This is a genomic window from Oceanobacillus sojae (assembly GCF_007991515.1).
Classification (GTDB): domain Bacteria; phylum Bacillota; class Bacilli; order Bacillales; family Amphibacillaceae; genus Oceanobacillus; species Oceanobacillus sojae.
Window position 1 is genome coordinate 156700 of sequence record NZ_BJYM01000013.1, and the last position, 18240, is coordinate 174939.

General features: G+C 36.3%; 16 protein-coding genes. 1 reads left to right on the plus strand and 15 read right to left on the minus strand.

Annotated features, from left to right (window positions below):
• Nucleotides 1-586 precede the first annotated feature (586 nt).
• The 15 genes from OSO01_RS15730 to OSO01_RS15795 form a co-directional block, all read right to left on the minus strand.
• On the minus strand, nucleotides 587-2281 hold the full coding sequence (locus OSO01_RS15730) for a methyl-accepting chemotaxis protein (protein WP_147211418.1): 1695 nt from the start codon (nucleotides 2279-2281) through the stop codon (nucleotides 587-589).
• A gap of 494 nt (nucleotides 2282-2775) precedes the next feature.
• A complete protein-coding gene (locus OSO01_RS15735) occupies nucleotides 2776-3669 on the minus strand; it encodes an ROK family protein (RefSeq protein WP_147211419.1) in 894 nt (297 codons plus the stop codon).
• A gap of 59 nt (nucleotides 3670-3728) precedes the next feature.
• The gene (gmuD, locus tag OSO01_RS15740; RefSeq protein ID WP_371863306.1) at nucleotides 3729-5117 is read right to left on the minus strand and encodes a 6-phospho-beta-glucosidase GmuD; all 1389 of its coding nucleotides are present in this window, start codon (nucleotides 5115-5117) and stop codon (nucleotides 3729-3731) included.
• Nucleotides 5118-5236: 119 nt separating this feature from the next.
• The gene (locus OSO01_RS15745) at nucleotides 5237-6058 is read right to left on the minus strand and encodes a MurR/RpiR family transcriptional regulator (protein WP_147211421.1); all 822 of its coding nucleotides are present in this window, start codon (nucleotides 6056-6058) and stop codon (nucleotides 5237-5239) included.
• 51 nt (nucleotides 6059-6109) lie between these two features.
• Nucleotides 6110-8752, minus strand: a complete 2643-nt coding sequence (locus OSO01_RS15750) for a glycoside hydrolase family 38 N-terminal domain-containing protein (protein WP_147211422.1) — start codon at nucleotides 8750-8752, stop codon at nucleotides 6110-6112.
• Between the two features lie 24 nt (nucleotides 8753-8776).
• Nucleotides 8777-9241, minus strand: a complete 465-nt coding sequence (locus OSO01_RS15755) for a PTS sugar transporter subunit IIA (RefSeq protein WP_147211437.1) — start codon at nucleotides 9239-9241, stop codon at nucleotides 8777-8779.
• A gap of 3 nt (nucleotides 9242-9244) precedes the next feature.
• Nucleotides 9245-9607, minus strand: a complete 363-nt coding sequence (locus OSO01_RS23575) for a hypothetical protein (RefSeq protein WP_222595741.1) — start codon at nucleotides 9605-9607, stop codon at nucleotides 9245-9247.
• A 123-nt stretch (nucleotides 9608-9730) separates the two neighbouring features.
• Nucleotides 9731-10711 carry a fructose PTS transporter subunit IIB gene (locus tag OSO01_RS15760; RefSeq protein WP_222595742.1) on the minus strand — a complete coding sequence of 327 codons (981 nt, stop codon included), beginning with the start codon at nucleotides 10709-10711 and terminating at the stop codon, nucleotides 9731-9733.
• Nucleotides 10712-11168: 457 nt separating this feature from the next.
• Nucleotides 11169-12191, minus strand: a complete 1023-nt coding sequence (locus OSO01_RS15765) for a phosphotriesterase family protein (RefSeq protein ID WP_186813682.1) — start codon at nucleotides 12189-12191, stop codon at nucleotides 11169-11171.
• A 22-nt stretch (nucleotides 12192-12213) separates the two neighbouring features.
• Nucleotides 12214-13206, minus strand: coding sequence for an ABC transporter permease (locus OSO01_RS15770; RefSeq protein WP_147211424.1), 993 nt, complete (start codon nucleotides 13204-13206; stop codon nucleotides 12214-12216).
• Nucleotides 13203-13958, minus strand: a complete 756-nt coding sequence (locus tag OSO01_RS15775) for an ATP-binding cassette domain-containing protein (RefSeq protein WP_222595743.1) — start codon at nucleotides 13956-13958, stop codon at nucleotides 13203-13205. Before OSO01_RS15775 ends, OSO01_RS15770 begins: the two co-directional genes overlap by 4 nt.
• A 24-nt stretch (nucleotides 13959-13982) precedes the next feature.
• On the minus strand, nucleotides 13983-14933 hold the full coding sequence (locus tag OSO01_RS15780; RefSeq protein ID WP_246145186.1) for a substrate-binding domain-containing protein: 951 nt from the start codon (nucleotides 14931-14933) through the stop codon (nucleotides 13983-13985).
• Between the two features lie 2 nt (nucleotides 14934-14935).
• The gene (locus tag OSO01_RS15785) at nucleotides 14936-15883 is read right to left on the minus strand and encodes a ribokinase (protein WP_186813683.1); all 948 of its coding nucleotides are present in this window, start codon (nucleotides 15881-15883) and stop codon (nucleotides 14936-14938) included.
• A 2-nt stretch (nucleotides 15884-15885) separates the two neighbouring features.
• Complete coding sequence (locus OSO01_RS15790) at nucleotides 15886-16740, minus strand: BtpA/SgcQ family protein (protein WP_147211426.1); 855 nt, start codon at nucleotides 16738-16740, stop codon at nucleotides 15886-15888.
• A 12-nt stretch (nucleotides 16741-16752) separates the two neighbouring features.
• Nucleotides 16753-17487: a glutamine amidotransferase gene (locus tag OSO01_RS15795; RefSeq protein WP_147211427.1), complete on the minus strand. Its 735-nt coding sequence runs from the start codon at nucleotides 17485-17487 to the stop codon at nucleotides 16753-16755.
• A gap of 303 nt (nucleotides 17488-17790) precedes the next feature.
• Here OSO01_RS15795 and OSO01_RS15800 point away from each other — a divergent pair, with 303 nt between their 5' ends.
• Nucleotides 17791-18105: a helix-turn-helix domain-containing protein gene (locus tag OSO01_RS15800; RefSeq protein WP_147211428.1), complete on the plus strand. Its 315-nt coding sequence runs from the start codon at nucleotides 17791-17793 to the stop codon at nucleotides 18103-18105.
• The last annotated feature ends 135 nt before the right edge of the window (nucleotides 18106-18240 follow it).

Below are 18240 nucleotides of genomic sequence, written 5' to 3' on the forward strand. Positions count from 1 at the left end.
ACCTCACCCTTTCTAACGACATCTTTCTATCTAACTTTTCATGTCTTTCTTCGAATAAGCTTCCTTGTATACATACTTAACTCAATTTTTTTCGCCTTTAAAATAAAAAAGATGCCGACGACAACCGGCATCTAGTAATTGTTTAGTTTTAATCAGAACGCACTAACAATTATATTGTCTTCTATAAACGTAATAAAGAGACAAAAAGTTCCCGGAAACTGTTTTCCATATGAATTTTACTAAAAAAGGACAGACTAATCCCGTCGCATGTAAATCTCCTAATTGTAAGAATAACTTTACTTCTTCTGCTATACTTCTGAAAACATTTCCCATTACTTTTTGCCTCCTTTCTCAAAGATTAATATTGTTTATTTTAGTGCATAACGCTAAAAAAAGCAAACGCCTCAGAGTTCATTATTGGCATTGTTGTCCTATTATCAAAAACAGAACTGATATCCTAACTGGATAACCATATTTAAAAATAAAGGAACCGTGAAAGCTTCTCCTATCTCCACTCGTAATTCTTTTTATGAAGCAATGCTTATCAGCTCTATAAGCATCACTTCATTCCTTACAAGCTCATTCCCTAAAGCTTGAACCGCCTTACCAATCCATTCAATTCTTCAGCAAGCTTCGATAACTGCTCCGAACTCCCTGCTACCTCATCCATTGCACCACTTGTCTGCTGGGTCGAAGCAGAAGTTTGCTCCACCCCTGCAGCTGCTTCTTCTGAAATGGAAGCTATTTCTGCAATCGATTCATTCATTTCCTTGGTATTTGCTGCAATATCAGCTAGATTACCAGATACCATATTAATATTTTCTGCCATTTTTGATATAGATTCATTAATCTCATGAAAGGTTTTTCCTGTAGTCCTGATTTGATCTGTTCCCAGTTCCACTTCTGTATAACCGTCTTTTAATGATTCTACGACAGCACTTGTTTCGCTCTGAATATTCATGACGATACCTGTAATGTCCTTAACTGAAACAGCTACTTGTTCCGCTAGCTTTCTTACTTCATCCGCTACAACAGCGAAGCCCTTCCCATGCTCACCTGCTCTTGCCGCTTCAATTGCTGCATTTAATGCAAGCAGATTCGTCTGGTCTGCGATATCTTTAATCATAGAAACGAGGTTTGATATTTGTTGAGACTGTTCATCCAGCCCTTCCACCTTAGCAACAGTTCCTTGAACAATCCGGTCAATTTTAGACATTTGCTCGGTGGTAGCTATCATTGCATCACTGCCCTTATTTGTCATATCCAGCACTTCATTCGAGTACTCCTGAACACGTTCGCCATTATCATTTACTTCCTGTACCTTAGCCGTGAATGTCCCCATGATTGATGCTAAGTCACTGGCGCTGGTTGCCTGCGTTTCAGAACCTGTTGCCAATTCCTGCATGGTGATAGCTACCTGATCAGATCCAGCTTTTACTTCATTTGCCGCCTGTGTTAATTCTTCACTTTGATTCGTAACTGTTTCAGACACACTATTTATTTGTGTGAGCAAATCACGAGTATTGTTTGCCATTTCATTGGCAGCATCAACCAGCTGTCCAATTTCATCTCTGGCATTAGTTTGTAAGTTTTCTTGGCTCAAATCTCCGCCTGCAATAAGCTTCATGCGCTGCATCACTGTTTTGATTGGCTTTGTAATGACTCCTGCCGTAATAAGTGCTGATGCAATGCTAAGAATTAGAATCAAGGTCGAAGCAATAACAACAATGGCCAATGTTTGTTCTCCATTATCAATAATCCTTTCGCCATGCTGGTTAATTTCTTCCTCCGAATGCGCTGCCAGTTCCTCAAACCCATTCATAATTTCACGGACTATCGGGGTCAATTCATTGAGGTTTTCTACGGCTTCCATCTGATTGCCGTTCTCATATACCTCAAATACATCATCAGCAATTGCTGTCCGCCACGCAACAGTTTTGTCAACTAAATCGTCGAATTCCTCCGTAACACCAACACTTCTTGCCAATTCTTCAAATTGCATTCCCTGTTCCGTATATTCGTTAAAACGCTCCTTCAAATTTGTTTCTCCGCTTAATATATATCCGCGGGCAGTCGATATCCGGTTGGCCATTGTTGTTTCCATGCCCTTATTTGCGATTAATTGCTGAAGATCGTTTTCAATTATATTTGTTGTGTCCTGATTGATCTGCTTAATTGCTGTGTAATTATATATACCTAGTAGAAACACTAATAAAATAACCACTGAAAATGCAGCTATAATCTTGCTCTTGATGCTTTTGAAATTGAATATATTCCTCATTTGTTTTCTCCTTCTTTATATAAAAAATGGAACACTACGCTGTTATCTTCAAGCTGTACACAGGAGATTCTATCTGTTTTCTGATTGGGTAAGGGCAATTTTATTTTTAAAATTGCTGAGTCAGAAGTTAATAACATGTCTCGTACGAAGATGGATGGTTTTTATACGTTCATAGCGTAGGGGCTATGATTGTACGTTAACCAAGAGAGGTGATAGTGCCTTTTCTTTATATCGGCTTTTTATGGGGATTTTTAAAGGAATATATTGATAAAATTTGGGATAAAAGTACAAGTAGAAATTCTTAAGAAATAAGATAATTACGGGAGTTTCATACTTTGATAAAACAATAATAATTGTTTATAAGCATAAAACTCCTCATAAACACTGACTTTTTTAAGTATGAGAGACAGAAAAATCTGAATCAATTCAGATTCAGATTTTTTCCATACTTCACATAGACCTTTTATCAAGTACATACTTGCTTAATAAATTTCTCAGCTTGTTTTCTGTAAGTAATGATACACCGCACCTATCAGGTTTGCATCCGCATTAAAATAGCATCGGTCAATTTCCGGAATCAATGTAGCAGCATCAATTTTACGCTCAATCCATTCTAATTCTTTATTTAACTGTTGGATTAAATCTTCCCTGGTACTAATTCCTCCACCAATTAAAATCAATTCCGGATCATAGATATATTGAATATTATATAAACCAATCGCAAGCATATGAAAGAATTCGGAAATGGCTTGTTTACATACTTCATCACCTTGTTCTGCCTTTAAAAAGATTTGTTCTCCAGTTATGGACGATATATCTATTTGTTTTTGTTGAGCAACACGCTTTCTAATAGAAAATGTAGAAGCCGTTTCGCTAAATGTATTCATTCCGCTGCCTAGGTTATTTGAATCAAGAATCATATAGCCGAATTCTCCGCCATGTAAATGATCGCCTTTATGAATGACGCCATTTTTAATGAGTGCCCCCCCAATTCCTGTGCCTATCACGACTACAGCCACTTCTTCCTTTCCCGTTGCCGCGCCTTTCCATACCTCAGCAAGAGCAGCACAGTTGGCATCATTTTCGATATGAACCGTCAATCCTGTTTCAGCTTCAATATGTTTTTTAATATTTGGCCCGTGTATATACGGAATAGCACTGAAGCCATAAATAATTCCTTCATCTGAAACAGAACCGGGAGAGCTGATGGCGATTCCCTTTATGCCTTCGTGTGAATACTGCTTTAGTTGATTTTTTATTAACAATATTAAACTTTCAAGCGTTTTGGGAGTCCGTTTTTTTTCTTTAGTTCGTATCTTTCCATCTGTATCAACCACACCATACTTTATATGTGTTCCTCCAAAATCAAACGAAAGAATATTCGTCATACCAGCTACACCTCTGTAATTAATATCGATTCATCAACTTCCGTTTACCGGAATGACACTTAAAATCCGTTGTGCTCAGCAACCTGACTGAACCATTGACCGCTCTTTTTTAAAGAACGCTCCTGTGTATCAAGATCAACACGATATAGACCATATCTATTTTTATAAGCGTTTAACCATGACCAGTTATCCATAAACGTCCAAATATGGTAGCCAAAACAATTTGATCCCTCAGTAATTCCTTTATGCAGCCATTTTAAATGCTCTTCATAAAATTCAATTCGATAATCATCCTGAATCATACCTGCCTTATCCAGAAAACGCTCTTCATGCTCAACGCCCATGCCATTCTCCGCAACATACCATGGTATGTTGCCGTAATTATCTTTGATATTAATAGCTATGTCATAGATTCCTTTTTCATAAATTTCCCAGCCTCGATATGGATTCATACGACGCTCTGGCCAAATATATGAATCAAAAAAGCTTTCTGGTAATAGATTGTTAGAATCAATTGGCGCTCCTTTTTCTTTAATCCGCCTAGGCTGATAATAATTAACACCTAAAAAATCAACTGTATTATTTTCCATTAAATCTAAGTCACCTTCATTTACTACAGGAAGCAAATCGTAGTCTCTCAATAATTCTATTAACTCTTCAGGATATTTACCTAGAACAGACGGATCTAAGAAACTTCTATTAAAGAATAAATCTGCAATCCTTGCCGCTTTCACATCCTCTTCAGAGTCACTCCGTGGATAAGATGGCGTTAAATTTAAAATAATCCCAATCTCACCTTCTAAGTTCAACTGCCGATAACTTTTAATTGCCTTGGCACTTGCCAGCATAGAATGATAAGCAACTACTGCAGCCCGTTTCATATCTACGACACACGGATAATGGTAATGATTTAAATATCCCATCTCGACAGGGACAATAGGCTCGTTAAAGGTGGTCCATCGTTTAATTTTTTCACCGAAAAGCTCAAAAGCTGTCTTTGCGTAATGATTAAATGCCTCGACGACTTCTAAGCTTTCCCACCCACCTTTTTCCTGCAGATGTAAGGGCATGTCAAAATGAAAAAGATTAATTATTGGTTCAATATCATTTTTCAGAAGCTCATCAAAAACATTATTATAAAAATCAACTGCTTTTTCATTAACATTGATTCCGTCTGGCAACAAACGTGACCAGGAAATAGACGTGCGGAATGAATTAAAATGAACAGCTTTCATACGTTTAATATCATCCTTAAACTGACGATAAAAATCGGACGTTATCATAGGACCGACACCTTCATGAAAACGTTCTGGTTCTATTTCAAACCAATAATCCCAAATGTTTTTTGCTTTTCCATCTTGCTGTGAAGCCCCTTCCGTTTGTGTAGCAGAAGCTGCAGCGCCCCACTTAAAATTATCTGGAAATGTATAATACGTTGACATTGTCATCACCTCTTTATTCATAAATTCATTGCATTTAATATCCAATGGCTAAATTAGACATAATTACAAAACAGAGACACTGCTGCTAAAGCCAGCTCCGTATTTTGCCCTACTAATAAAATGCCTCATTTATGCTCACTAGATTTATGACCATGCAAATAAGCATATTCTGTTCCAATCCATTTACTTACATTTTCTCTATACATGCTAATATATTGTGAATAAATCATATCAATAATAATTAATAGAGGAAGCTGGCCAGAAACCTGTCCAACTTCATTTGTATTTTTAATTTGAGATGTTAATAATGTAACATCTGCAAGCTCATCCATGACGCTCGACCGGTTTGAGGTTATTACAATAATGGTTGCCCCTTTTTGTTTTAGCCGCTTTAATGAACGGATAACATACTGGTTTTCCCCTCGTAATGATAAATATATAACTAGATTATCTTGATCTAATAGAGATGAAATCATTTCTATCGAATCATAGTCTTGAACAACCTCTACATATTTCCCGATTCTTGTAAATCGAAATTTAAAGTCTTCCCCTGCAATAGCACTTAATCCCAACCCATATATATGAATAATTTTATGGAGTTGAATTAATCTGCATACTGATTTTATTTCTTCTATATCAATTGTTTTATCAATTTCGGTAATTAATTCGTTATAACGAATTAATAAATTGCTTGTGATATTATTTTTATCATTAGAATGCTCTTGTAATGTTTTTCGATAACAATATATAAATTCCTTGTAATTACCAAATCCTGTTTTTTTACAAAACCTTGTAATGGAGGCCGTTGATACATTTATTTTTTTGGCTAATTCTGATTGTTTGAGCGGCGGATTCCCATTCAAAAAATAATCAGCGATTTGTTGATCAACTTCGGTAAATTTTAATTTAGAACTTTCAATGATTAAGAATATATCACTATTTAACAATTGACATCACCTATCATTTTTAATATTTGATAAAATAAAGAAGACCTTGCTTTATGAAAATTGGATATAAATTGTTTTAATTTCTTTCGGTTTAAAAGCACCTAGCTGTATCGTTTCACTTTGATAAGTCTCATTCTCATTCAATGTTTCTGCCATATTGGTAAATCCCCAAAATTGAATTGCTTTAAGACACATCACTTCTCCGCCATCATCAATCTTTTTGTCAGCAGGATTGAAATAACGAATAACAAATCCTTTTCCATCTCTCGATTTATGGAATGAGCTGAAGACAACATCCTTCACCTTAGCTGCATCAAACAAAGATATACTGTTTGGAACAGTCTCTGGTAGTGGCTGCATCACAAAATATTTTAAAGTTGTTGTAAATTGATTTAATGATTGGTGTTGATAGTAAGGCACAGAAACAGCGTAATTTTGATAATATGTGAATGCGGCAGCTTCTGAAAAAGTATCTCCAACCATAAAAGAGAATTTGAATTTGAGCTTTTTTTGCAGCTGACTATCTGGCGTTTCTATATATTTAAATTGATTGCCCGAAGCAACCCCGGGACGTCTAAGCAAATCTGGTTTCCCAAGATATCCGACAGCCCTGAATAATGTAAGAGCAATACCTTTTGAACTGGACCCTATTATCTCATACTCTTTGATACCTTTGGAAAAAGCATTGATACTTTTTTGACCATCATGCAAATTAACGTAATTCAGCATCGGGTAAATACCAGTCGGCTCTTCCTTCCATCCACTTTCTTGCCAGGATTCTAAATTTGGATCGATAACAGGACGGGAAATAGTTCCAAATGGGGTGTCCGCGATACTTTGATCTGCTTTCACATCTCCATTAACAACTAGCCGCATACGGTGATCAAAGGCTTTATTCTCCATGTCCAGCTGAAAATCAACACCCTCTGCTCCCCTTCTTAAAGTGATACAGCATTCATACGGAACTTCTCCATTATATTCTTCCTGATTCCGTTCATCCTGATTTACAGGAATAGTAAAGAGACCTGATATTTTTAACGAACTTTCTAGCTCACCCTTAACATATTGAACATGACCCTCAGAAAAATCAAGGCAAATAATTCTGTCCTTTTCTGGGGGTGAATAATCGTAGTTATCTCCATCATCGCCAGAATCTTCTATGAACAAGAAATTTTCGTACAATGTATCAGACACTTTGTTATATAAATTCAGTTGCCCATCAACACAATTAATTCTGTAATATTCATTTTCAATATGATTGAAAGGATTTTCATCCACTGATTGTGTGCTGTCGGCTCCTTTTTCACCTTCTACAATATCTAATACTTCATAACCCATTGCATTAAGTTCTATAGGAAGTACTATCTCTGATTCAAAATAATAAGATTCAGGAGACGGATTTTCCTTTTTACGAACCGGATCATTTGAATGCTTCTCAACGCTGATTATTTCATAAGCTATTTTCTTCCCTTTATGATAAATGGCAAAATCAGCATGCGCCAACGATACCTTCAGCTTTATCATCTGATTCCTGCGTACCGGCAATGTATTAAATACAGTAATCTGATTTTCTTTGATTTCATCCCTGGATTCACTAATCTTACGTGTCAGATAGTCGACAACGGAATAGGATAATTGATCAGCATCAATAAGTCGTTGTAAAATAGCTTGATTCGTCTTATCACTATTACAGCTTCCAGCACTATCATGGGCGTGATTTCTTAAATTCAGCTTCCAAATCTTATCAACCAGTTCTTTTTTATAAGGGATTCCTATTCGATCAGCTATGGCCATTAGAGGCTCTACTTGATAAATTAACCGGCGTTCAACTTTATCATTTAAATATTTATGATCAAACCTTGATGAATAGATAGAACGATGAATTTTTGATACTTCTGCATTTAAAAATTCTCCCTGAATGGTGGGTAACTCCTGTTCTTCACTTTTTATTTCACTAAATAAATTATCATAATTACTTTCAACTAATTGATCCTTCGTCAAGTTCTGGTTATAGCCGGCTATTCTTTCTTTCAAATTAATATCAACATACCTCTGGTCCCCCCCTACAGGAAGAGCAATATGGGATGATGCTGTATCCTTCTTAATTTGATTGATTAAAGATTCACTATCATCGGATTCAATCAATTGAACACCGACAAAATAGCCATCCTTTATGTTATAAGCAACAACACGGCTTCCGTCCTCAGACTCCCAAAAGAATTCTCTTTGCTCCATCTTATCTGATGATAATCCTCTCCAAAAAACAGATTTATCTATTCCCATTTGAGAAAAAATCTTAGGCATATCAATAGATTGACCGAATGCATCAGGTATATATCCCAATCTATCTGCTCCTCCGAGTGAATCACCCAGTTCGATGCCCAGTTGAAGATTACGGACTAAAGATTCTCCGCGAATAATCATTTGATCTGATTGTGTATACCAAGGCCCTACCTTTAATTTTCCTTTTTGAATAAGAGACATTAATCTGTCTTTTTTTTCCGGGTTTACTTCTAAATAATCCTCTACAATGCTCATCTGTCCATCAAGCATATAATAATCTAAAATATTCTCTTCCAATGCCTTAATCACTTCGTCCACATGATAACATAGTTGTATGAATGACTCGTTACTTGTAAAGTACCACTCATAATCCCAATGTGTATGTGCTATTACATGAATTTTGTTTGTCATTTTAACACCCTGCCTACTCTATACCTAATCGTTTAAATCACTTAATTTTCCCTGAACCAATTGATACATGTCTTCTTTTGATGAAGCAGCTAAAATGGAGTTAGTAAAGTCTTCATCAATTAAAGCCCTGGAAATCGTACTCAGTACTTTTAAATGCTCTTGATTTTTACCTTCAGGAATTGCCAATGCAAAGGTAATATGAACCGGTTTATCGTCCATTGATTCCCATTCAATCGGATGATCATATTTCACAAGCATCAACGCTGGTTTTAAGACCGTCTTATGCTTACTATGCGGAATAGCTATTCCATCTTTAAATCCCGTAGTCACTTCTTTTTCCCGCTTTTTCAAGCCCTTATAGTATGCTTTAGCAGATTTAACAATCCCTGCATTTTCTGCAAATGAAGCAATAAATTGCAGTGCTTCATCTTTTGTTTTTGTATTAGAATTAAATTCAATATTATTCACATCAAAAATATCATTCATCATCATTTATTCCACCTTTTTTTTAGTAAAACCGATTATTAACGCTGTAACAAGTACTCCCATCATAACGCTAAATATCCAAGTTACAAAAGGAATGGGCTGTTCGATATAACCGATAAACGTCCCTATTGGAGAACCAATCCCCCCATAAAACTTGATACCCAATCCAGCAGCAAGTCCGCCAGCAACTGCTGAGCCTGCAACAAAAGCGGATATCATTCGAACAGGGTCTTGTGCTGCAAAAGGAATTGCTCCTTCCGTTACGCCGACAATCCCCATCCCAAACGCACTGTGTGCAGAGACCTTTTCTGTCGGCGAAAACTTTTTCTTAAATAGGATAGATGCTAACCATATTCCGAGCGGTGCCACAGAAATCGCTGCTTGTGTTGCTGTCTGCGGAACGAAATTCGCCCCTTCAATGCCGTATTTCGCTACAGTATCCGTAAAAACTGCTGTACCAAATACAAGTGCTGTTTTATTAAATGGACCGCCTTAATCAATCCCAATCATTGCTCCTATAATAACACCCACGATAACAGGAGCTGCTGCATAATTTTCGTTTAAGGTTGTCAGCCCGTCATACATGAAGTTCATCATGGATGCCATAGGGTTTCCGACCACGTACAAAACAAATAAAGATATGAGAAGCGTACTTACCAATGGAATCAGCATAATGGGAACAATTGGCTGAATCAGTTTAGGATATGGAATCTTTTTAAGCAATTTAACCAGATAACCCGTAGCAAAAGCGACAAGTATGGCACCTAAAAAGCCGCCGCCAGCCTCAGCTCCAAGCATTTCTGCATCATTAGCAATATAAGTTCCAATCATTGCTGCTGCAATGGCAGGCTTACCTGCTATGGAATTGGCAACAAAACCAGCAAAAAGCGGTATCATTAATAAGAAACCAACTTGTCCAACATCAAATAAATTGGACATCAATTCTCCCATAACTGTCGATGTATCAAATCCCCATTCGATGATTCTTCCTGCTTCATCACGCTGAAATGCATAAACATTCGCTATAGCTAAAATTAGACCTGAAGCTATAACCATAGGAATCATATATGAGATCCCAGCCATAATATGCTGGAAAAAACCGCCTTCTTCCGTTTTACCCATTTTCACAGAGCCAGCCTTTGCTCCTTTTTCTCCATATATTGTTGCTTCATTCAAAGCGTTTTCAATTAGTCCTTCAGGATTCTTGATCGCTTCAGATGCCCTGACCCGCATGACTCTTTTTCCATTAAAACGGGACATATCAATATTTATTTCTACAGCTAATATAACAACATCCGCTTCTTCAATCTCTTGATCAGTCAGAGCATTTTCCACTCCTATTGACCCTTGCGTTTCTATCTTTATTTGGTACCCTTTTTCAGTTCCAGCTTTTTCAAGTGATTCTGCAGCCATATACGTATGTGCTATACCAGCTGAACAAGCTGTTACTCCAACAATCTTCTTTTGGGACATTTGAAAACCCGCCTTTCTTTCCTTCTTTTATTGTTAAGTAGGTTGCTTCTATTAATAGCTAATTTCATACAGTTATTTATTCTTACATCACCTATTTCTTCTATAGTAAAATGATTTCGGTTACAAAAAGAAAATAACAATTTATGAATCTGTTTTTTATTATATTCCTATATCAAAACTATGTATATACTTACAAGGAATACTGTGTTAAGTATCTTTTTTATATGTTTTAGTGAAAGTAATTTCATTAAAATATATATAAAAGATTATAAAGACCTATAAAAACACCATTTAAACCTGAACAAATAGCGACGTACTAATAATTCAAATTAATTTATTTTTAAATTTCCTATCTTTCAGCTGCCTCTATACTTGAATATCGTAAAAAAAGGGTTACCTCTATAATGCAAAAACAGAGCACCCAGCCAAAGAATTACCTTTACTGGATGCCCTGCTTTTATATACTACGCAATGCCCTTTGTGGATTTGAAATCAAAAGAGTCTGTATTTCTGCTTCAGAAACTCCTTTACTTTTCAACCTCGGTACAAAGTTTTCAATGATATGGGAGTAACCATATCCTCCATATTCTTTTAAAAACATTTTAAGAAAAATATCCTGAGAAACCAAAAGCTGATCTAACAGCCCTTTATCTAAGAGTCTTACAATTGCATTTGCATTATCTTCATCGGAAGGAGATTGACCTTCAGGAAACATCACTTCAATACCTATCATGTCATATTCCAGATAGCAGCCTCTCTCAGCTAAACTAAACTGATAATCCAATTCATTCATACTGGGATTCATATGATCTAATATCGTTTGTTCAAGATTGCCGCCTTCTTCTTCCACTATATCTAATATTCTATGACAATGCCTTTCCCATCCCGGTGTATGAATAGTCAGAGGCTTTCCTGTTTCCTTTTGAGCTCGGGCAGCTCCCCTTAAACTCTTTATTTCTAAATCCGTCATATCCGGTCCAACACCAATTTCACCAATAATTCCTGCTTTTATGTCTGTATGCCCAACACCTACCGTCAAATCTTTAACAATAGATTCTTTAATTTCTTCTATGGAGCAGTGTTCAACATATTCCGGGATTGTATCATGTAAGTAATAGCCGGAGCCCATAATGATATGGACATTTGTCCTTCTTGAAACTTCCTTTAAAGCAATGGGATCTCTTCCAATGCCAACAGGAGTTACATCAACTATGGCAGATCCTCCAGCATTATAAAAATACTGAACCTCCCGAACAGCTAAATCCTTATCAATCATAATACAATTATCATAATTACTATATGGTCTTAGCCTTAATTCTCCCAGGATGTCCATGCTTACAGGTTTGTTGGCAAATTGCTTTTCTGGTCCAATAGGATCTTTCCATAAGCGTGAACGATCTGTAAAAAGATGTTCATGCATTAAAGTAATGCCTAATTCATTTATATTTTTTGAACCATTCACAGTTTCTACAAGTCCCAAATAAAACCCTCCTGTACATGTTTTATTTCTTTTTGCCGAATACTCTGACATTTAATATGACAGCTATTAATAGAACCAGCCCTTCCGTAATCTGAATAATGTATGGAGACACATGCATTAAGGTTAATCCGTTTTTGATTACACCAATTAAAGCGACGCCTATTACACTGCCGACTACTGTTCCTGCACCTCCAAATAGCGCAGTTCCTCCTAAAACAACCGCTGCTATAATATCTAGTTCAAACATATTTCCAATATTTGATGAGCCTGAACCTAACCGTGTAGCAATAATCATACCGGCTAATGCCGCAGCCCCACCACTCAGCATATAAGTCATTATTTTAACTTTGACTGTATTTACGCCTGTTCTTCTTATCGCTTCTTCATTAATTCCAATACCTGTTACGTAATTTCCATATTTAGTACTTCTTAATAACAGAATCCCTAAAGCTACAAAAATAGCTGCAAAGACGACTGCAATTGGAACACCTAACACTCGTCCCTGACCTAATTGGGAGATAGAATGCTCACTTAAGATAGCAATGGAATAACCGCCAGTTATCAATAAGGCTAATCCTCTAATATAAATCATACTGGCCAGCGTCACTATAAGCGGCGGTATTTTAAATTGAGCTATAGCAAACCCATTAATAAACCCAACTGCTATGCCAGCTATTAATACTACTATTAACGTTGCCAAACTGCCAAATCCATTAGACAGCAAAACGGCCGTCAAGGCACTTGCTAAAGCCAGCACAGATCCTACTGATAAATCAATACCGCCAGTAGTTATAACGAACGTCATTACTACTGCCACAATAATATTCGGTGCCACCTGAACAATGATGTTTAAACTATTATTAACAGTTAAAAATGAGTTAGTCATAATGGAAAAAAATATACTGATTGCTAGTAAAATACCAAAAATACTTACTGTAGACATATTCTGTCTAATAAAGGCCCTTAATTTACTTTCTTTTACAATTCTATCCTGTGAAATTTGTTCTAAATTCATAAAGCATGAACTCCTTCTGGTACACCCATGATGGATTTGATTAGTGTTTCCAGTGTGAACTCATCTATCGGACGATCATCAATACATTTTCCTTCATAAAGTACGGTAATTCGATCACAAACTTCAAATAAATCCTGTAATCTGTGCGTGATAAGAATAACACTCACACCCTGTTTTTTAACTGTATTAATAAGTTCTAACACCATATTAACCTCTTTGACGCCTAACGCAGCCGTAGGTTCATCCATAATCAGTACTTTAGGATTAAATAGCATTGCTCTTGCAATTGCAACAGCCTGCCTTTGACCACCAGACATATTTTGTACATTTAATTTCGTTGAAGAAATATTAATCCCCAAACGGTTCAATGCTTCTCTGGATTTTTCATGTAGCTTCTCTTTATCAATCAGCATCCCCATTGACTTTACTGGTTCCCTTCCAAGGAACATATTACTGGCAACATCTAAAGTATCGCAAAGAGATAAATCCTGAAAAACAGTCTCTATATTCAGTTCTTTTGCTGTTTTAGGACTATCTATTTTAACTTGTTTGCCTTCAAATAAAAATTCCCCTGCGTCTGGAACAACAACCCCGCTCAACGTCTTCATTAATGTAGACTTACCCGCACCATTATCTCCAACTAATCCAAGCACTTCCCCTTCTTTTAATTTAAGATCAACACCTTGTAATGACTTTATTTCTCCGAATGATTTCTGTATATTTTTCATTTCAATTCTGTAATTTGATGACAATGAAATCCCCACCTTCTTATGCATTTACTCAAACAAATCACGAAATTCATCAATATTATCTTCTGTAACAATGGTAGCTGGCACATCCAGCGGTGAATTTACTTCATTTCCCTGGAAAATTTCATAGGCAGCATTCACAGCCTCTGACCCATATTCATCCGGATGCTGTTGAATGACAGCTTCTACAAAACCTTCATCAATTCCCTGAACCACTTGCGGGCTTAAATCCCATCCAAAAAGTTTAACATCATCCTGTACACCTTGTGATTTTATCGCAGAAACAGCTCCAATATAGCCAGGTTCTCCTGTAATATATACAGCATCTAAATTTGTATTAGAGATAAATAAGTTTTCAGCTGCAGTTAGTGCCTTTTCCTGAACATTTTCTCCGTCCAAAATATCAACTATCTCTGCATTTTCAATGGAATCTATAAAACTATCCTGACGGTTGACTTGAATAGGTGCATTTAGTGCAGTTATCACACCCAAATTAACTTCTTCATCTCCCCAATAATCATTAAAATACGCTGCTAAATTTACGCTCTCTTCCGCATTATCTACACCGATTTGCACATCGACCGCATCGCTTTCAATAATCGTATCAACGGAAATGATAATAATTCCTTCTTCTTTCGCCTTCTCAATAACAGGATTTAAAGAGCCTGGATCATATGCATTGATAACTAAGGCGTCTACTCCCTCGGCTATATAGTTCTCTACCGTGTTATTTTGTTCTACCTGATCATTGTTTGCATTATGGACATTTAGAGTAATGCCTAATTCTTCCGCTTTCTCTTCTGCACCTTTTACCATTTCGGTAAAGAATAATGCTTCCTGGTTAATGACGGACATCCCGACTACAAAATCTCCATCTCCTTCTACAGCTGTTTCTGCTTCACCTTGTCCTTCTTCTGCACAAGCTGCCAAAATCAACATAAGGCCAACAAAGATTGTTATAAACCACTTTTTATACATAATTAACCCTCCTTAGCTTCTTTATTGTTAAAAAAGGTATTTACTTCTTCTAAATACGGCATAGATTCGACCGCACCATGTTTGGTTACTGACAACGCTGATGCATAAACAGCATATTCCACAGCCTCGGAAAAAGAATGATCCATCCATCTTGCTGCAAAGCTCCCACAAAAACAGTCACCAGCACCTGTTGTATTTATAACTTCTACTTGTGGTGCTGAAATATGATCTACTTGTTCACCATCTGCAAAAATACATCCTTGCGAGCCCAGCGTTACGATAATTTTTTGATTATCTCTTCTTTTTAAATCCCTGATGTGCTTCGTAACGTTCTCTATTGTTTTCATATTTTTTCCCAGCATCTGTCCAGCTTCTACTTCGTTTACTATCAGGACATCAATCATTGACAGACTCTGATTGGACATTTCAACTACAGGAGCTGCGTTCAATATTGTTTTAATACGTGCATCGTGTAACTTTTTAATGATCTCCTCTCGCGTTTTAATAGGCATTTCTAATTGTAATGATGCTATCTCCACATACTTCAAATCAGATAAAACGTTGTCAATTTCATCCGTTGAGATCGATTGGTTTGCATTTAAATTTGTAATGATTGTATTGTCACCAGAACCATTAACAATAATAAATGACGTACCCGTTTCCAATCGGGGGTCTACGATTAAATCACATAGGTTAATATTTTCTCTCATCAGAGTTTCTTTTATGTTTGTTCCAAAAAAATCCTTACCTATCTTACCTATAAATCTGGTATTAGCATGTAATCTTGAAGCAGCAACTGCTTGATTTAAAGCTTTTCCACCTGCAGTACTCATCGTAAAACGTGAAGCTAATGTCTCACCTATGCTGGGCATCCTATCCACATACGCAAACAAATCCATATTTATCGTGCCGCAAACTAGTAATTCTTGATTAGCAGAGGAAATATTCAAAGTTAATTTTCCTTTCTATCCCTTACTCTATGAACAATATTCATAAATTTTTTTGTTCTTTCTTCACTTACATTTTTCCACCATTCTCCATTTTCTTTAATGGAGCTACCTATAATACATCCATCTGCAACACGTAAAATTTCTTCAGCATTTTCTTCACTCATTCCAGAACCTACAATTACAGGTAAAGTGCTATTATTTTTAATGCTGGTAAGTTCATTAAGATCTGCAGCATTGCCTGTCCTCGTACCAGTAGCAATCAACACATCAGCATCAAAGAATATATTGTCATGCGTCTGATCCTGTATGGATCGATCGGCTACGATGGAATGACTTCCATGCTTTACATGGACATCGGTAAATATTTTAATGTTCTCTCCTTTTATTTGAGAGCGGTATCTCATCGCTTCAGCTGAAGCCCCCTCAACAAAGCCTTCATTAGCTATATAGGCATTAACCCACTGGTTTACCCTGATAAAAGGTAAATCCACTGCTTGTGCTATAGACAATGCCTGCAGAGCTCCGTTCGCCAAGACATTTATTCCAATACCTAAATCTGTCTGCTGCTTTATTCTTTGAGCAAGTGCAGTCATACTGGCTACTGTTTCATAACCAATATTCTCAGGCTTTCTAAACGGAATATCCCAAGCATTTTCAATGACAACCCCATCTACACCCGCTCTTTCCAGCGCTTCTAAATCCTTCATAGCAAAATCATAAATAGAATCTAAATTTCCATCTGAGAATCTAGGCGAGCCTGGTAAAGGTTTTAAATGGATCATCCCTATAACCGCCGTGTTTGTATGAAAGATTTCACGGATGTAGTCAGGCTTTTTTTTAAATATGGAATCACTCACGAGCATCTCTCCTTACCTACTAATATGATTAAGAATTCTATTCCAAACAGGTTTATAATAAGACCAATTCATAAACTCCTCTGATCCCCAATGTGGTGCACAATCGCTGGCAAAACAAGCTGTTTTCCCTTTTTCATACTTCCCCACAACTAAAAATGGATCTTCTCCTGCCGTTACCAGAACTTCGGCATCTGATTTTGCTTTAAATCTGTTATACCCTAAGAAGGCTGGCCAAGCTGTGATACCTTTTGTGATTTCATGTTCTTTAACTGTTTTAGGATTAATACCTTCCGGATATTCGGCACGATCATCATAGTCTTTCATTTCAACAGGAAATACTTCATTTAATATCGTATTTTTGTAATTCGCTTTCCCTTCGATTCCCATAAACGAAAGATAGCCTCCTATCATTAAAAATCCTCCACCATTTTGTACATACTCTTTAATAAGCGATAACGCGTTTGGGATTTTCTCCATATTATAAAAAGTCGCATTTTGTAGCAGGAATGTGTTACTGCCAATATCACTCAGAACAATCGAATCGTATTTATTTAATTCCTCTAATGTTTTAGGAAACCTTACTTGTACCTCGTGTGAAGGCATATATGTTATATCAAAACCTTCTTCTTTTAGACCTTCTAATAAATATGTTGCACCCTCTACATATTCCGTTGATTCAAAAGTGTCGAATCCTTTTGCATGAATCATGTGGATTGTCCATGATTCTCCGATAAATAATATTTTCATTTTTATCCCCTTTCTGTAACCGGTTACATATTATTTAAAAAATAAAAGAACATTGCATTGACTCTTCATCTGCTTTAATAGCTAATCATTTATATTTTGGCTCACCACCTATCTCATAAACTATTGAAAAACAGCTCCCCCTAAAGTTATTAGAATTTACCGTTTTTTCTATTACCAATAATAATAACGCATATAAATATAAAGTCAATATTTTTAATAGATATTTACGTTACTATTTTTCGTTTTTACTGATTTTATTCATTTTATACCCCTTATAATAGGGTTAATAGGAGGTGCAGCAGTATGGAGATTGGAAAAAGAATTCGAAATCTCAGATTATCAAAAGATTTAAGCGTTAATGGCTTGGCTAAAAAAGCATATATTTCACAATCTTATTTAAGTGATATTGAAAATGGAAGAACTGCTCCTTCTTTGGATAAATTGACTTTGATTTGTGATGCTTTGGATATTTCATTGAGTGAATTTTTCGGGGATGTTCCTGAATTACCAGCCGAGATTATAAAATTAATTGAAAGTGCGCGGAAATTAACAGATGAGGAAATTATGCTGTTGTCTAAGTTCTTGGAAGCTATTTCAGAAAGAAAATCAGGCGTATGAAGTTTGGAAATCACAGAGGGGTCACAAAGTAAGCTTAATCATTATTTAATAATAATTGAATGAAAAATTCTTATGGATTCCTTATAATAGTTCTAGATATATCACAGAAACAATAAGAACTGCTTTTGCCTTGGT

Bases quoted from the DNA above. Each gene is read 5' to 3' on its own strand.
- OSO01_RS15770 (WP_147211424.1), bottom strand. From the start codon at position 13,206: ATGAATTTAGAACAAATTTCACAGGATAGAATTGTAAAAGAAAGTAAA.
- OSO01_RS15750 (WP_147211422.1), bottom strand. From the start codon at position 8,752: ATGACAAACAAAATTCATGTAATAGCACATACACATTGGGATTATGAG.
- gmuD (WP_371863306.1), bottom strand. From the start codon at position 5,117: ATGACAATGTCAACGTATTATACATTTCCAGATAATTTTAAGTGGGGC.
- OSO01_RS15755 (WP_147211437.1), bottom strand. From the start codon at position 9,241: ATGATGAATGATATTTTTGATGTGAATAATATTGAATTTAATTCTAAT.
- OSO01_RS15800 (WP_147211428.1), top strand. From the start codon at position 17,791: ATGGAGATTGGAAAAAGAATTCGAAATCTCAGATTATCAAAAGATTTA.
- OSO01_RS15730 (WP_147211418.1), bottom strand. From the start codon at position 2,281: ATGAGGAATATATTCAATTTCAAAAGCATCAAGAGCAAGATTATAGCT.
- OSO01_RS15760 (WP_222595742.1), bottom strand. From the start codon at position 10,711: ATGTCCCAAAAGAAGATTGTTGGAGTAACAGCTTGTTCAGCTGGTATA.
- OSO01_RS15780 (WP_246145186.1), bottom strand. From the start codon at position 14,933: ATGTATAAAAAGTGGTTTATAACAATCTTTGTTGGCCTTATGTTGATT.
- OSO01_RS15735 (WP_147211419.1), bottom strand. From the start codon at position 3,669: ATGACGAATATTCTTTCGTTTGATTTTGGAGGAACACATATAAAGTAT.
- OSO01_RS15795 (WP_147211427.1), bottom strand. From the start codon at position 17,487: ATGAAAATATTATTTATCGGAGAATCATGGACAATCCACATGATTCAT.